The sequence below is a fragment of the Thalassospira alkalitolerans genome (assembly GCF_002115745.1).
GTDB classification, from domain to species: Bacteria; Pseudomonadota; Alphaproteobacteria; order Rhodospirillales; family Thalassospiraceae; genus Thalassospira; species Thalassospira alkalitolerans.
Window position 1 is genome coordinate 41136 of sequence record NZ_JFKB01000016.1, and the last position, 15274, is coordinate 56409.

The following is a 15274-nucleotide window of genomic DNA, read 5'->3' on the forward strand; positions in this document are numbered from 1 at the left end:
AGCCTGTTTGAATAAATGCGATTTATGTGAGGTCAGTGAGAGACATGCATAGTTCGTCTGGACCCAATGATTATCTTTCCTGATGGGGGAGGGAGCTTTACTTGCATGCGAAGTCGAAAGCCACAATTACTTGCTATTTGGTGAAGCGTAGCGCGATGATCGGTGCCTGTTTGTCATTTCCCCTAAGTGGTTGAAAATAAGAGGGTATGTCATCATCACCTGAAATGATACTGAGTGTTTCATTCCGAGTTACAAACGAGCAGGTCACATTGATTCAAGGCCTTTAGGGGAGCTTTGTTTTAAGTGAACTGATTTTCTTTGATTAGGGCGGAAAAAGAAACTCATGCTTTCGTATGGGGGGATTGGCAAAAGTATATAGTTTTGCAGGATTATTTAACAATTAAATTACGTAAAATATACGCGAACCTTATTAAGGATAGGGGACATGGCTTTTTTGAAACGAATTAAAATTGCCACCAAGGTGTTTGGTGGGTTTGGGTTGATGCTGGTTCTGCTGATTGCAGTATCGGTGGTATCTGTCATCTCATTAACGGATGCTGATGATAATTTTACCCAATACCGTCAGATTGCACGGCAATCAAATCAGGCATCACGCGTTCAGGCTAACTTGCTCGAAGCGCGGGTTGCAGTTCTCAATTATCAGATGCAGCGTACTGCGGAAAACCTAGACAAGGCAACTGAAAGACTACAGGCAACGATGAAGCTAAGCCGCGAGTTTTTGTCGCTTGTCAAAATCCCGGAAGAAGTCGTTGTTGTTCAAAAGATAGATCGGAATATTGCTAAATATTTCGCGGCTTTTCACGAGCTGGTTGAAAGTACCGATGCGGTCGAGCAAAAACAGATTATCGAGGGAACTCTAACCGTCATTGCTCCGCAGATCGCCGGGAATATCGAACAATTAAAATTGTCATTCAATGCTGACCAGGATGAACTTGGTCCGCAAGCCACGGCTGAAATAGGCATTGCTGTTATCACTTCTGAAATCCTTTCCGGCATTGCTTTGTTGGTTGGTTTGGCGGCTGCTTGGATGATCGGTGTTGGGATTTCACGCCCGATCATTACGATTACAAATGCCATGCGGGTTCTTGCCGGGGGAGATAAAACCATTGACATTCCGGGGCTGGATCACAAAGACGAAATTGGCGATATGGCCATGGCCGTCATGGTGTTCAAGGAAAACATGATCAAAGCTGAAGAGCTGGCTGCCCAAGAAGTCGAGGCCCAGAAGCAGCGAGAAACCCGTGCAAAATTGATCGAGAACCTGACCCGTGATTTTGATTCCGATGTTTCAGCGGTTTTGAAGGCGGTAGCGTCTGCAGCAACTGAAATGCAGGGAACGGCAACCTCAATGACGGCAACAGCAGAAGAAACCAGTCGTCAATCGACTGTTGTTGCGGCGGCGGCTGAGCAGGCATCAAATAATGTTCAGACCGTTGCCAGTGCGTCCGAGGAACTGAGTGCTTCGATTTCTGAAATCAGTCATCAGGTTACTCAATCATCCCGTGTGGCGAACAAGGCTGTTGCCGAAGCACAAAGCACGAATGCACAGGTTCGAGGTCTTGCCGAGGCCGCCCAGAAAATTGGCGATGTGGTCGGGCTGATCAGTGATATCGCAGCGCAGACTAATCTTCTGGCTTTGAATGCCACGATTGAAGCCGCTCGTGCAGGCGAGGCAGGGAAAGGTTTTGCTGTGGTCGCCGCCGAGGTCAAAAACCTTGCCAATGCGACATCCAAGGCGACTGAGGAAATTACCAGCCAGATTACCGCGATTCAAAACGAGACCGATGGTGCGGTTGTTGCAATTGACTCCATCGGAACAACGATCGCAGAGATCAGTGAAATCGCATCAACCATTGCCAGTGCGGTGGAGCAGCAGGGGGCCGCGACCGAGGAGATCAACCGTAACGTTCAGGAGGCTTCTGCTGGTACCAGCGAAGTAACGGTCAATATCCACGGCGTGAACGAAGCTGCTTCCTCAACAGGTGCCGCTGCCGAACAGGTGCTTCGGGCATCGGAGGATATGTCACAGCAGGCCGACACTCTGCGCCTGAACGTCGAATCGTTCCTGGCTGCTGTGAAGGCCGCTTGATCTTTCTGTTCTGTCAAAATGCGAGAGCCCGGATACCTCCAGGCTCTCGCATTTGTGTGTGAACTCTCCATTAGGCCGGAAGAGAACTGGCCGTCACATTATTTCCTTTGCCGGGAAACCGGCATCGTCAATGGCGGCGATCAAGGCGGCAATATCGGGTGTGCCGGTGATTAAAGCCTCGCCTTTGGCAAGATCGACATCGGCCTTTTCGACACCGGCAACGCTTTGGGCGGCTTTGGTTACGGTTGCGGCGCAGTGGCCGCAACTCATGTCATCGACTTTCAGTTTCAGCATGCTGGTGGCTCCTTAAAACACGTATTTATTCTGTGATTATGGTGGTGCCAGCCGCTAGAAGGTCAAGCGATTATTTGCCCAGAAGCTTCATGACTTCATCGGCGGTGGCATCGCTGGAACCCGGATTTTGGCCGGTTACCAGTTTGCCATCAACAACGGCATAAGACGCCCACATGTCACCACGTTCATAAAGACCGCCCTGCTTTTTAAATTCGTCTTCGATCAAAAGCGGCACAACCTTTTCAAGGCCAACGGCTTTTTCTTCGTCATTGGTAAAGCCGGTGACTTTCTTGCCCGCGACCAGCGGTTTGCCGTCTTTGGTTTTGGCATTCACCAGCGCGGCCGGGCCGTGGCAAACGGCAGCAACCGGCTTGTCCTGTGCGACAAAGGCTTCGATCAGGGCGATGGATTTGGCATCGGTTGCCAGGTCCCAAAGCGGGCCGTGACCGCCGGGATAGAAGATGGCGTCGAAGTCGTCCGCGTTCAAACCGTCCAGTGTCACGGTATTGGCGAAGGCTTTTTGGGCCGCTTCATCACCTTCAAACCGTTTGGTGGCTTCGGTTAAGGCATCGGGCACCTGACTGTTGGGATCAAGCGGCGGTTCACCGCCCTTGGGTGATGCAAGGGTGATTTCGGCACCGGCATCACGGAAGCGGAAATACGGCGCGGCGAGTTCTTCAAGCCAGATACCGGTCTTGTGGCCGGTGTCGCCCATTTTATCGTGGGATGTCACAATCATCAGGATGCGCATTATTTTGGTCCTTCGCATGTGAATGGGGGATGAATAGGATTTGCACCTAAGATAGGATGCTGATTTAATTTGCGCCAGATCGAAGAAATGAACAGATTGTCAAATTATATGAGCGGTCAGAATGTCAGTACTGGATGAAGTTCGCGCGATGATGATTTTCGCCCGTGTGGTCGAAGATGGCGGGTTTTCTGCGGCTGCGCGCAAGATGGGGTTAAGCCGGGCGGCGGTATCGCATCAAATCCGACAGTTGGAAGCCAAACTTGGCGTGCCGTTGCTGCGGCGTAGTACGCGCAATTTCAGTCTGACCGATGCCGGGGCGCGATATTATGACAGTTGCCGGACGATAACGTTGGAGGCCGAGGCCGCCCGAAAACGGGTTGAAGTGCTGCGCGATGAGCCGGTTGGCAAGATTTCGATCACATCCTCGGTGCATCTGGGGACCTTGCGGATCGTGCCGATTTTGGATCGGTTTCGTCAGACCTATCCCGGGGTGGCGATAGATGTTCATCTGACGGACGAGGTTGTTGATCTGATCGGGCAGGGAATTGATATTGGTATTCGGTCCGGGCCGCTTAAAAGCTCGGACCTTAAAAGTTTCAAGCTGTATCGCACTCATCGCATCATCGCGGCCAGCCCGGCCTGTGTTGCACGCGACGGATTGCCCGAAACGCCCGAACAGCTCGCCGATCATGACTGGGTGATGTATAGCCGCGTGCCCGAAACCCTGCGTCTGACCTGCAATGATCAGGAAAAACGTATCCGCGTGTCGGGCAGTGTGCGGGTAGATAATGCGACGGCGCGCCTGCAATTCCTGCGCGGCGGGCACGGGCTTGCGGTGGTGCCGCTATGCGATGTTGCCGATGAAATCGTGCGGGGGGATCTGATCCATGTTTTGCCCGAATGCAAACTGCCCGATTTGGAAGTTTTCGCCGTTTTTGCCGATGGGGTGACGCGCAGTGCTAAAATTCAGTCGCTTTTGGAATTCATGCGTCGTGAAATGCGCGGTATTGATGTTGGACGCAGTGCAGGTTAACCGCGGTTATCCGCTGCGAACGGCCGTTAATGGTGTTTGTGATGCGGTTGCCATATTGATCAAAACCGATGGATCGGCTATTCCCCAATAACGACATTGGGGGGGGATCATGGCCAAGCTGTTCTTTTATTATTCGTCGATGAATGCGGGTAAATCGACGACGCTTTTGCAATCAAGCTTTAACTATCAGGAACGCGGTATGCAGACCTTGCTGCTAACGGCGGCGTTTGATGACCGTTTTGGTGTTGGCAAAATTGCATCACGCATTGGCCTAGAAGCCCCGGCTTTGCTGTTTGAACCGACAACGGATCTGTGCGGGTTGATCCAGGAAAAGCTTGATGAAAATCACATCGATTGCATTCTGGTCGACGAGGCGCAATTCCTGACCAAGGATCAGGTTTGGCAGTTGTCCGATGTCGCCGATAAGCTTGGCGTTCCGGTGCTTTGTTATGGCATCCGGACCGATTTTCAGGGCGCGCTTTTTGAAGGCTCAAAATGGCTTTTGGCCTGGGCAGATAAACTGAACGAGCTTAAAACAATTTGTCATTGCGGGCGCAAGGCGGGGATGGTTTTGCGGGTTGATGAAAACGGCAATACCGTCCGCGAAGGCGCGCAGGTCGAGATTGGTGGCAATGATCGATATGTTTCGGTTTGCCGTCGTCATTTCAAGGATGCGATGGGGCAATAAACCCGGTTTCAATTCACAAGTAAAAATGAATAATCATCCTGATTGCGCATTTTTGGTTAGGAATTGATCAAAATCGCAATTTCCGGCGCAAGCAATTTATAGGCCACCAGCCACATCACCGCGCAGGTGATGCCATCGATGATTTTCCATGTGATTGGACGCGCGACATAGGGGGCCAGCCACGCCGCGCCAAGTGCGATGGTAAAGAACCACACGAAACTTGCCGTCATGGCACCCAAGGCAAATGTCAGACGTTCATCGGCGGGAAATTGCCCGCCAATCCCGCCCAGCATGACAACGGTATCAAGATAGACATGCGGGTTCAAAAGGGTAACGGCCAGTGTGGTCGACAGGATGGCTTTCCAATCGGCCTGTTTAACATCGCTTTCTGACAGGCTTTCGGTTTCAAACAGACGCCGAAGCGCGCCAAACCCATACCAGATCAAAAAGGCGGCCCCACCCCATGCGGCGATTTGGGTCAGAAGCGGATAGGACGCAACAAGGGTGCCCAGGCCGGCAACCCCGGCCGCAATCAGGATCGCGTCACAGAACGCACAGACAAAGGCGACCATCACCGGATAGCTGCGGCGCAAGCCCTGACCGAGCACAAAGGCGTTTTGTGCGCCAATCGCAAGAATAAGTCCGCCGCCAAGGCCAAATCCGGTCGCAAAGGTCAAAAGCATGTCGATATCCGTTTGTGTGGGTAATGCGATGTGGTTTCGATGCCTGTTGATAGCAGGTTGGTGAAATTAAAAAATCGAATTATGATTAAGTAACATTAGAAAAATTTATATAAATAATGCTGAAGGCAGCAAAGCACTGTCGCAGGGCGGTGAGGCGGGGTGCGAGGCAGCGAAGTGTTTGCGCGGTGATGCGGGGCGCAAGGCGGTGATTTGGTCGCGCGGTGGCGCGGGGTGCAAGGCGCAAGGCGGCGATTTGGTCGGGCAGTATTGCAGGGTGCAAGGCAGCGATGTGTTTGCGCTGTATTGCGGGGCGCAGGGTAACGAAGTGGTTGCGCGGTGGTGCGGCGTGCAAGGCGGCGAGGTGGTCAGGAATGGTGTCGCGGGGCGGCAAGGTTGAGAAAGAAGGTGGGTGAGTAAGTCGCGTGTGAGGTGTGGCAGCTGACGTTGACTTTGAGGCTGAGGCTGAGGCTGAGGCTGAGGCTGAGGTAGAGGGCGCATCGGTGTTGATTTTGGCGTTGGTTCTGGTGCTGTTTCCTGCATCGGTTCTTGTTTCGGTTCTTGTTCCTGCTTTTGCACGCGCATCGGCTTGTGGGGTGGTTTTTACTCTGCTTTGGATCGCGCTTTCGCATTTCGATTTTGGTGTGATGTTGGGTTGATTGGACGTTTGTTGGTGGGGTTGTTTGATGCTTGATTACAAACTTTTGCAGGCCAGTGCCGAGGTGATCCGTCATGGCAGTTTTGAAAAGGCGGCGCGCGATCTGGGGCTGACGCAGTCCGCTATATCCCAGCGGGTCAAGTTGCTGGAAGACCGGCTGGGTCAGCCGTTGATTATCCGGTCGAAACCGATTGCAGCAACCGATGCTGGCAAGCGGCTTTTGCAGCATTATCAACGGGTCAACCTGCTGGAACGGGAATTGTATGAGGAATTGCCCGAGTTGCAATCTGGCAGCCATTTCGGGCAGATTGCCATCGCGGTCAATGCCGATAGTCTGGCGACATGGTTTGTGAATGTGCCCAAACGGTTGTTTGAGGAGTTGGGATTACTGATCGATCTGACGGTCGAGGATGAGGCGTTAAATCACGAGGCACTACAGGCCGGGACGGTGTTGGGCGCAATCAGTTTGCGGGCCAAGCCGATACAGGGATGCCGGGTGCGGTCCTTGGGCGCGATGCGCTATATCATGGTGGCATCACCGGCGTTTTGTGATCGGTATTTTGCCAAGGGGGTGAGTGCCGATACTTTGCGCGCCTGCCCGGCGGTGAATTTTTCACGCCATGATGAATTGCAAAATCAATATTTAAGCCAGTATTTCGGATTGGCACCGGGCGAGTTTCCGGCCCATACCGTGCCAAGTTCGCAAGGTTTTGTCACTGTGGCCGAGCAGGGGATTGCCTATGCCGTGGTCGAGGAACATCAGGCTGCAGAAGGGGTGCGGGCTGGACGTTTGGTGCAGCCATGTCCGCATGCGATAGAGCGGCCGCTTTATTGGCATCACTGGAATATGAAAAGCGGGCTTCTGGCACAGGTCAATGACATCGTTCTGAGCGAAGCGCGCCATTATTTGCCCCAAATCGGGAACTAAACGGTTGGGATCGCGTTTAGTTTCGGGTTTTCCGATATGCGAAAATCAATGGCCTTATTTGACAGGGGGCTCATTCTGCCGCTTACTCACATGATGTTCAGATTACGGACAAATGCCTTTTGGAAACAGGAAGATTGAATGTCGCATCGCCTTGTTGCCTGTGAACATTGCGATTACCTGCATGTTGAAGACGACATTCCGCCGGGCTTTGTTGCGCGCTGCGCGCGCTGTGGGGCACCGCTTTATCAGGCGCAAAAAGGGACGGTTGAACGGCCGTTGGCCTTTGCCATTACGGCCCTTGTGCTGTTTCTGATTGCCAATGCCTTTCCGATCCTGACCTTTGCCATGGAAGGACGGACCGAAAGCAACACCCTGATCAGTGGTGTTGTGACGTTTTGGCAGGAAGGGTTTCCGTTCCTTGCCTTTATGGTTGCGGTAACATCGATTGTCGCCCCGTTTTTATTGATCGGAGCATATATCTATGTTTTGGCGCCTTTGCGGTTTGGCTTTGCTGTGCCGGGGTTGCGACCTGTCTGGCGGATATTGTCGGCGGTTCGGCCCTGGTCGATGCTTGATGTTTTCCTGATCGGGCTTTTGGTTGCGCTGACCAAGCTGACCGATTTTGCCGATGTTCTTGCCGGACCGGCATTTTATGCGGTTTGTGCGTTGATCCCGTCGACATTGCTGATGAGTACGACCCTTGATCCGCGTACTATCTGGCGGCGGTTAGAGCCGGAAAACCTGCACCATACGACAGTTGAAGAGCTTGAGAAATTACGCCGAGCCAAGGCCGATGGCGGCAAGGTGACGGGGTGGATGACATGCGAGACCTGTGCCTTTGTGGCGACGGACCGGGCAGCGGCAGAGCATGGCGGGAAATGCCCACGTTGCGGGACGCATATGCATCATCGCAAGGCCGGAAGCCTGTCGCGGGCCTTTGCGCTTTTGGTTGCGGCGATGGTGCTTTATATCCCGGCCAATATATTTCCGATTATGACGATCACCTATTTGGGGCGGGCAGAGTCCGACACGATTGTGTCGGGGGTTGCGGCATTGATGCAATCGGGTGAATGGCCGATTGCCATTGTTGTTTTTACCGCCAGCATTGCGGTTCCGATCATCAAGATCGTTTTGCTGGGGTGGGTTTACACCGCGACCTGGTTTGGAAAAATCGGGTCGCTTCGCCAGCGGACATCAATCTATCGGATTACCGAATTGATCGGGCGCTGGTCGATGGTTGATGTGTTTATGGTTTCGATACTGGCGGCATTGGTGAAATTGGGTAACATTGCAACCGTCGCACCGGGTTTCGGGGCAGTGGCATTTTGCGCCGTGGTCATATTGACCATGTTGTCGGCAATGGCCTTTGATCCGAGATTGATATGGGACCGGGCGGGCATGCAGAAAGAACAGGGGATGTCATCATGATCGACGACACCAATCGGAATGCCGATCAGGGGCAACCCGGCCGGCCCGACGTGAAAAAAGCGTTTCAGAACCTGCCGATTGTTTGGCTGGTGCCGATTGTTGCCCTGATTATTGGCGGGTGGCTTTTATGGCGCGATGCCGCGTCCAAGGGGCCGGAAATCACGGTAACGTTCATGACCGCCGAGGGGTTGACCGCCGGAAAAACCGCCGTGCGATATCGGGATGTTGATGTCGGGCAGGTTACTTCGATTAATCTGAGCGATGATTTTGAACATGTTGTTCTGACGATGCGGATGAATGCCGATTTTGATCCTTATCTGACCGATAAGACGAAATTCTGGGTCGTGCGCCCACGTGTTTCGGCACAGGGGATATCGGGGCTTCAGACCATTGTTTCGGGCGCCTATATCGAAGTTGTGCCCGACAAAATGGGCAAAAAGGCGCGTAAATTCGCCGGATCGGAAGAACCGGAATATGTGCCCGATGGATCAGACGGGACACGGTTTATCCTGATGGCCGACGAACTTGGGTCGGTTGCGGTCGGAACGCCGGTTTTGCTGCGCGGGGTCGAGGTTGGCGAGGTTCTTGATACCAATCTGGATATGGCGGCCGAAAGGGTTTCAATCCCGATTTATGTGCGCAAACCGTTTGATGTTCTGGTGAAAAAGGATACGCGGTTCTGGAATTCCAGCGGCATCAGTCTTGATCTGAGTGCCGAAGGGGTTTCGGTCCGTGCGCAATCGGTGCGGTCGGTTTTGGCCGGCGGGATTAATTTCTATACGCCGGAAGAAAGCCTGCAATCTGAAACAGCGAAATCCGATACGCTGTTCCGTCTGCATGACAATCGCAAGCAGGCGGAAATACTGGCGCATGGCATTACACAGAAATTCGTGCTGTATTTTGATTCATCCGTGCGCGGTCTGTCGCCCGGCGCACCAGTTGAATTTAATGGTATTCGGGTTGGAACGGTCAATAGCGTCAATCTGGAATATGTCATTGCCAATCAATCCTTCCGCGTGCCGGTCGAAGTGACACTGGAACCTGAACGGGTGCAGATGGTGGGTGGAAATGATGCAGATGGTGATGAATATGACCGGATTATGGGAACGCTGGTGGATCGCGGGATGCGGGCGCGCCTGAAAACCGGGAGCTTTATCACCGGTCAGTTGTTTGTTGATCTTGGCATGTATCCGGTGACACCGCCGCGCTATCTGGGCGATGAAAAGGGCAAGATCCCAGAGTTGCCGACCCTGCCGCAGAAGATTGACGAAATCAGCAATTCGTTGACGTCGCTTTTGGAAAAGGTCGAGACATTCCCGATTGAGGAAATCGGCATTCGGTTGCTTGGTACGGTCGAGGGGATGGAAAATATCGTGACATCGCCCGCGATTACCGAAGGCATGAACAGCCTGAAACAGGCCGCCGCCGGGGTTAGCCAGCTTGTCACCAATCTGGATACCAGCGTGTTGCCTGCAACGCAAAATGCGCTTGAGGCCGCGCAGGCGGCATTGGGCGGGGTGCGTGATGTGACATCGCCCAATTCGCCGATCCGCTATAATTTCGAGGAAACCCTGAAAGAACTGTCGGCAGCGGCGCGGTCGTTGCGGGATCTGGCAGATTTCCTTGAACAAAACCCGAATGCCCTGATTCTGGGTAAGCCGGGCCGCCGGGAGGAAGAATGATGCAGATAATGCAGATAACGCAGGTAGCAAGGATCAGAAACCGGTTGGCCGGTATTGTTCTGGCGCTATCGGTCGGGGGGCTTGGGGCATGCAGTGCCCCGGTTCAGGAACGCTATTTTATGTTGTCGCCAGATGAGGTGAATGCGCCATCAGAAGCCACAACCGGGGCGGCGGTGATGGGAATTGGGCCGATTGCCATTCCCAGTCATCTGGACCGGACCCAACTTGTGACGCGCAGCAGCGACAACCGGTTGATCATCAATCAGTTTGATCGCTGGGCCGAGCCATTGGATGAAAACATTCAGCGGGTGTTGATCGAAAATCTGGATCGCCGCCTTCATCCGCAACGGATCGAAACATTTCCGTGGAATTCACGCGACGGGGTTGTCTGGCAGGTGGTGGTTGATTTTGGCCAGTTTGAACGTCAGCCCGATGGGTCGGTGGGCATGGCCGCGCGTTGGAAAATCGTAAATTTTGCAAGCGGTGAAATTGTCGTATCCGAACGATTTTCCGATACGATTATTCCGCGTGACACCACGACCGAAGCAACCGTTGCGGCAATGAGCATCCTTCTTGGTCGATTAAGTGATTCGATTTCAGCGGCCTATCGCAGATAATTTTGCCCGGATGTGATTTTGCCGGGGCGTGGTTTTGCACCGCCTGTAATCGGGGAATAAAGGGTGTTTGCAGTGCGCGGGAAGCCGTGAATTTGCAGATCTTTTTAAAAGTTATCGATCAGTCTATTGTTTTTACAATCACAATGGGCTTATAAAGATATTCAAATATAAAAAAAAACTTGGGACACGCGCCTGACTGAATAAGGGCATGTAAATGCCGCCCCAAACAGGAAGTTAGGGAGCCAGTGCGCGTTATGTCGGATACGACATTTGAAATACGAGTCCAGCGAGGGGATCGCTGGATTATTCATTCGACCTTTGATGTCGAAAAAGAGGCGGTCAACGAAGCCGAGAAGGTTTTAAAGACCAAGGTCTCAGCCGTTAGGGTTGTTCGCGATTGGGAACGCGCCGACGGCAGGCATATTGAAAAGGTTATCCTTGAAAAAGAGGGTGCAGGCGAAGACGACGAAAAAGATGTTCGTGTCTCGGCCATTGATGATGCGCCTTTGTGCGCGTCCGATAACGATCTTTTGGGATCGGAAAGTCGGGCGACCATCAACCGTCTCTTGCGCAAATATTTCGAACAGGAAATTCTGACTCCTTGCGAGGTAATGTATAATTACCAGAACCTGCGCAAGTTGATGTTCCATGACACCTTGATGCCGACGGCGGTCGACAAGGTGGCGGGCATTCATGCCAAGGCCACCGAAGGCGACCATATCGAGGCCATGAACAAACTGCATGGCGCGATTGAGCAGCTTTCGGCGCGGGCGCGTGAAGTTGAAAAAGTCGATCTGCCGGCATTCGAAGACGCGACGATTTCCGAAGTGCGCGACGAAATTCGCCGTCTTAACCTTGCCGAAGATACCGATTTCCTGACCATGGTTGCGCTGACACGGGTTTTGTCATCGAGCCGCAACTGGGTTGGCAAGCTTGATCTGGCGCTTAAGGTCAAGGGCGATGAAAAAGACGAGGCCGCCCGCAAGCTTTTGGATGATGTGATTGCCGATATCCTGGGATCGCCGGTGGCGTTGAAGGAATTATTGGGCAGTTCGCGCAGTTTCGGCGATGCCGTGATCCTGCATATTGATCTGGCGCTGGGACGCGCACAGGGCAATCGCGGGGCGGCCGATGATATCCTTGAATTGCTTAATCCGCTGTTTGGTTCCGGTCTTTTGGCGACGTCGCAGAACGCGCTTTTTGACTATATTGTCCGCGAAATCAGAAGTCCCAACAATCTGACCCGTCATGAAGGTGATCCTGATCCGCTGGTCGGTATTTTGGATCGTTTGATCAGTGACAAGGGCGTTGTTTACGGCACGCCGATGGTATCAGCCCTTGCCGAACGTGGGGCACGGCTTCGCAATGTTGGCGGACCACGTGCGATGATCGAAGGGATTGCGGAAATCAACAGTCGCCTGACACCCAACTGGCGCAAACTGGCGTGGTTGTTAGCCGCAAGCAATTCAGAGATTGCCGAAGAATTCGAAGACGAATTGTTCGAGATGTTGATTGATACCGTCAAGGACATGCGGGCATTGCGCGCGTTCTGTGATGCGGATGCCAAGCCCCGTGACAAGATGGTGACTGTTACCTTGATGAATGATGCCATTCAGTCGTCGAATTTGACCGACGCGCAGAAGCAGCGTGTTGGCGAAAAGCTTGATGAAGGTCTGATGCAATATCTGGTGCGGGAAAAAGTGATCGAACGGATTGATAATCCGGCGCTTCATTTGCGCAAACGCGCCTATATGCTTGTGCAATTTTGTTCGAGCGGTGTTTTGATTGAAGGCAAATCGGCATCAATGGCGCGAAAGCGCGTGGTTGGATATTTGAAGCAGCCAAACTTTACCGACAAGCTGGTCGATGACATCAAGGATATGACGGCCAAGGAAGGCACGATTCGTGACTTCTATGCCCTGTTACAGCGAAGCGGGTTCTAGCTCCGACCCCTTTTCTTGGGGGTTGAGCTTTGGCCCATTGTTGTGGGGTGCGTGGTATATTGAACCGCGCAAAATAACACCCTTGCGAATCTTGCCAAACATGATTTGGCAAGATTCGTGGGGTGTTTGTCATTGTTGCCATCACCACCTTCGGGCATGCTGGTTTTCCTGAAACAAGGAAACGCCATGCCAGATTGCATTACCCCGTCCCGCATAATTGCCTGCTTTGCCTTTGACGATGTCATGAGCCTTGACGTTGTCGGGCCGTTACAGGTTTTTGCCTCGGCCAATGGCGAGCTTGAACGACAGGGGCGTGCGCGAGGCTATGAGGTTTTGATCATTGCCGATGCCGCCGGGCCGGTGCCGACTTCCGGCGGGTTCAAGCTTTATGCCGATCTGGGGTGGCGTGATCTTGAGCTGAACACGGTCGATACCATCCTGATTGCCGGGGGGGATGGCATAAACCGGGTGCGTCAGCGCTCCGATATCCTTGAATGGCTAAAACAGGCCGAGGGTAAGCTTGCGCGATTGGGATCGGTTTGTTCCGGGGCGCTTGTTCTGGCCGAGGCCGGGTTGCTTGACGGCAAGATGGCAACAACGCATTGGTCGCGCTGTGATGAAATGCGCCAACAGTTTCCGGCTGTTCAGGTGATCGAGGATCGGTTGCACAGTTATGACGCGCAAGGGTTGGATGGCGATCCGCATATCTTTACATCCGCCGGGGTGACGGCGGGGATTGATCTGGCGCTGGCGCTGGTGGAGGCCGATCAGGGACGGGCAATTGCACTGGCCGTGGCGCGGCGGTTGGTGATGTTTTTGAAACGGCCGGGCGGGCAGGCACAATTTTCGGCCTATCTGACACCTGCCATCGGGGGCACCGCACAGCTTGCCGGGTTGCTGGAATGGATTCCGGGCAATCTCGATGGGGATTTGTCGCTTGAGGCATTATCGGCACGGGCGGCGATGTCAGCCCGGACTTTTTCACGTGTTTTTACCCGCGACCTTGGCATGACTCCGGCGCGCTATGTTGAGCGGGTCCGGATTGAAGCGGCAAGGGCGCTTTTGCAAGATGACGCGATGAGTGTTACCCGCGTTGCGAGGTTGTGTGGCTTTGGCCATCCTGAAACCCTGCGCCGGGCGTTTCAGCGCCATTTATCGATCAGCCCCCAGGAATATGCCGATCGTTTCGGGCGTAAACCCGATGTCGTCGCGGTGTAAGCGCGCGACGAAGATATTTTCATAACAGACTGTTTTTATTGGAGTTGGCAACAATGTTGTTACTGACAAATGGATCGGTGCGTCTGCTATTTATTGCCCAGGCGCTTTATTGGTCCTGTTCGCTGATCGGGATTACCCTGACATCGCTTGTCGGGCTTGATTTGGCACCGCTACCCGAATTGGCGACCCTGCCATTGGCCTTGCTGTTGGTGGGGAATTTGGCCTGTGTGCATCCATTGGCCATGATCATGTCCCGCCGGGGCCGTCGGACCGGACTGTTTTTGGGCGCGGTATCGGGCGTGATCGGCGGATTGATTGTGGCGGCGGGGGTTTATCAGGCGCAATTCATTTTGGTATGTGTTGGGACATTGCTGATTGGCGGGTATCAGGCATCGGCGATGTATTATCGCTATGCCGCGCTTGAGGCGGTTGAAGACGGGCAAAAAGGCCGGGCGGCGGCGCTTGTTGTTGGTGGCGGGGTGCTGGCCGCCTTGATTGCGCCGGAAATCGCCAGTCAGACACGCGATATGGTCGCGATCCCGTTTGTTGGTTCTTATCTGGCGCTGGCGGGGCTTGCGATGGTGGCGGTGATCATCATGGCGATGTTGCGTGATGGCGGTGTGCCGGTCAAAACCCGTGCTGGTGGCGCGGTGTTGCTTGACCTGTTGCGTCGGCCCCGGTTGCGCGGGGCGATTGCGGTGAGTGCCGCCGGACACGGGATTATGATCCTTGTCATGACGGCAACACCCTTGGCGATGAAATTCTGTGGGTTTGATTTCGACACTGCGGCGAATGTTATCCGCTGGCACATTATCGGTATGTTTTTACCGGCCTTTGTTGCCGGGCCGATGATTGACCGGTTTGGGCCGCGCCTTATGGCGGTGATCGGGGCAGGGGCATTGGTTCTCAGTGTTGGCTTTGCTGTTTCCGGGATCAGTTTTTCGGCGTTTCTGATCAGTTCGTTTTTATTGGGGATCGGTTGGAACCTGATGTTGTTGGCGGGAACTGCACTTTTGGGCGAGGGGCATGACGCATCGGAACGCGGGCACGCACAAAGTTTGATGGAACTTGGCAATGGCATTACCGGCACGGTGGCTTCTTTGGCATCGGGGGCGCTGATTGCCGGGGCAGGATGGAATGTGATTAATTTCGGGGTTTTACCGGTATTGATTATCGCGATTGTGATGATGTGGGTCGGCACGCGCCATCGCGTTACACAGGAAGCTTGAAAAAGCCGGAAGGCA

At 53.5% G+C, this 15274-nt stretch carries 15 protein-coding genes; 12 read left to right on the plus strand and 3 right to left on the minus strand.

Annotated elements, in window-relative coordinates; translation table 11 throughout:
- Positions 1 to 445: 445 nt before the first annotated feature.
- Positions 446 to 2110 (plus strand): methyl-accepting chemotaxis protein, encoded by a 1665-nt coding sequence (locus tag TALK_RS18145; protein WP_085620566.1) that lies wholly within the window; start codon positions 446 to 448, stop codon positions 2108 to 2110.
- Positions 2111 to 2203: 93 nt separating this feature from the next.
- Here the strand turns inward: TALK_RS18145 and TALK_RS18150 are convergent, their stop codons facing one another.
- Together TALK_RS18150 and TALK_RS18155 are read right to left on the minus strand one after the other, a co-directional pair.
- The gene (locus TALK_RS18150; RefSeq protein WP_085620567.1) at positions 2204 to 2404 is read right to left on the minus strand and encodes a heavy-metal-associated domain-containing protein; all 201 of its coding nucleotides are present in this window, start codon (positions 2402 to 2404) and stop codon (positions 2204 to 2206) included.
- A gap of 70 nt (positions 2405 to 2474) precedes the next feature.
- Entirely contained in the window at positions 2475 to 3155 is a 681-nt protein-coding gene (locus tag TALK_RS18155; RefSeq protein ID WP_085620568.1) for a type 1 glutamine amidotransferase domain-containing protein, read from the minus strand.
- A 121-nt stretch (positions 3156 to 3276) separates the two neighbouring features.
- Between TALK_RS18155 and TALK_RS18160 the strand changes: the two genes are divergently transcribed.
- Both TALK_RS18160 and TALK_RS18165 read left to right on the plus strand, forming a co-directional pair.
- A complete protein-coding gene (locus TALK_RS18160) occupies positions 3277 to 4188 on the plus strand; it encodes a LysR family transcriptional regulator (RefSeq protein ID WP_085620569.1) in 912 nt (303 codons plus the stop codon).
- A gap of 109 nt (positions 4189 to 4297) precedes the next feature.
- Positions 4298 to 4876, plus strand: coding sequence for a thymidine kinase (locus TALK_RS18165; protein ID WP_085620570.1), 579 nt, complete (start codon positions 4298 to 4300; stop codon positions 4874 to 4876).
- 56 nt (positions 4877 to 4932) lie between these two features.
- Here the strand turns inward: TALK_RS18165 and TALK_RS18170 are convergent, their stop codons facing one another.
- Complete coding sequence (locus TALK_RS18170; protein WP_085620571.1) at positions 4933 to 5559, minus strand: LysE/ArgO family amino acid transporter; 627 nt, start codon at positions 5557 to 5559, stop codon at positions 4933 to 4935.
- 178 nt (positions 5560 to 5737) lie between these two features.
- Between TALK_RS18170 and TALK_RS18175 the strand changes: the two genes are divergently transcribed.
- From TALK_RS18175 to TALK_RS18215, 9 genes are all read left to right on the plus strand, one after another.
- A complete protein-coding gene (locus TALK_RS18175; RefSeq protein ID WP_085620572.1) occupies positions 5738 to 5956 on the plus strand; it encodes a hypothetical protein in 219 nt (72 codons plus the stop codon).
- Between the two features lie 34 nt (positions 5957 to 5990).
- A complete protein-coding gene (locus TALK_RS18180) occupies positions 5991 to 6215 on the plus strand; it encodes a hypothetical protein (protein ID WP_085620573.1) in 225 nt (74 codons plus the stop codon).
- Positions 6216 to 6242: 27 nt separating this feature from the next.
- Complete coding sequence (locus tag TALK_RS18185) at positions 6243 to 7142, plus strand: LysR family transcriptional regulator ArgP (RefSeq protein WP_085620574.1); 900 nt, start codon at positions 6243 to 6245, stop codon at positions 7140 to 7142.
- Positions 7143 to 7280: 138 nt separating this feature from the next.
- A complete protein-coding gene (locus TALK_RS18190) occupies positions 7281 to 8570 on the plus strand; it encodes a paraquat-inducible protein A (protein ID WP_085620575.1) in 1290 nt (429 codons plus the stop codon).
- Positions 8567 to 10252 carry a PqiB family protein gene (locus tag TALK_RS18195; RefSeq protein WP_085620576.1) on the plus strand — a complete coding sequence of 562 codons (1686 nt, stop codon included), beginning with the start codon at positions 8567 to 8569 and terminating at the stop codon, positions 10250 to 10252. The genes TALK_RS18190 and TALK_RS18195 overlap by 4 nt, the downstream gene beginning before the upstream one ends.
- On the plus strand, positions 10249 to 10869 hold the full coding sequence (locus TALK_RS18200; protein WP_085620577.1) for a PqiC family protein: 621 nt from the start codon (positions 10249 to 10251) through the stop codon (positions 10867 to 10869). Before TALK_RS18195 ends, TALK_RS18200 begins: the two co-directional genes overlap by 4 nt.
- Positions 10870 to 11123: 254 nt before the next feature.
- A complete protein-coding gene (locus tag TALK_RS18205; protein WP_085620578.1) occupies positions 11124 to 12812 on the plus strand; it encodes a hypothetical protein in 1689 nt (562 codons plus the stop codon).
- A 186-nt stretch (positions 12813 to 12998) separates the two neighbouring features.
- Positions 12999 to 14030 carry a GlxA family transcriptional regulator gene (locus TALK_RS18210; protein ID WP_085620579.1) on the plus strand — a complete coding sequence of 344 codons (1032 nt, stop codon included), beginning with the start codon at positions 12999 to 13001 and terminating at the stop codon, positions 14028 to 14030.
- A 53-nt stretch (positions 14031 to 14083) separates the two neighbouring features.
- The gene (locus tag TALK_RS18215) at positions 14084 to 15259 is read left to right on the plus strand and encodes an MFS transporter (protein WP_085620580.1); all 1176 of its coding nucleotides are present in this window, start codon (positions 14084 to 14086) and stop codon (positions 15257 to 15259) included.
- The last annotated feature ends 15 nt before the right edge of the window (positions 15260 to 15274 follow it).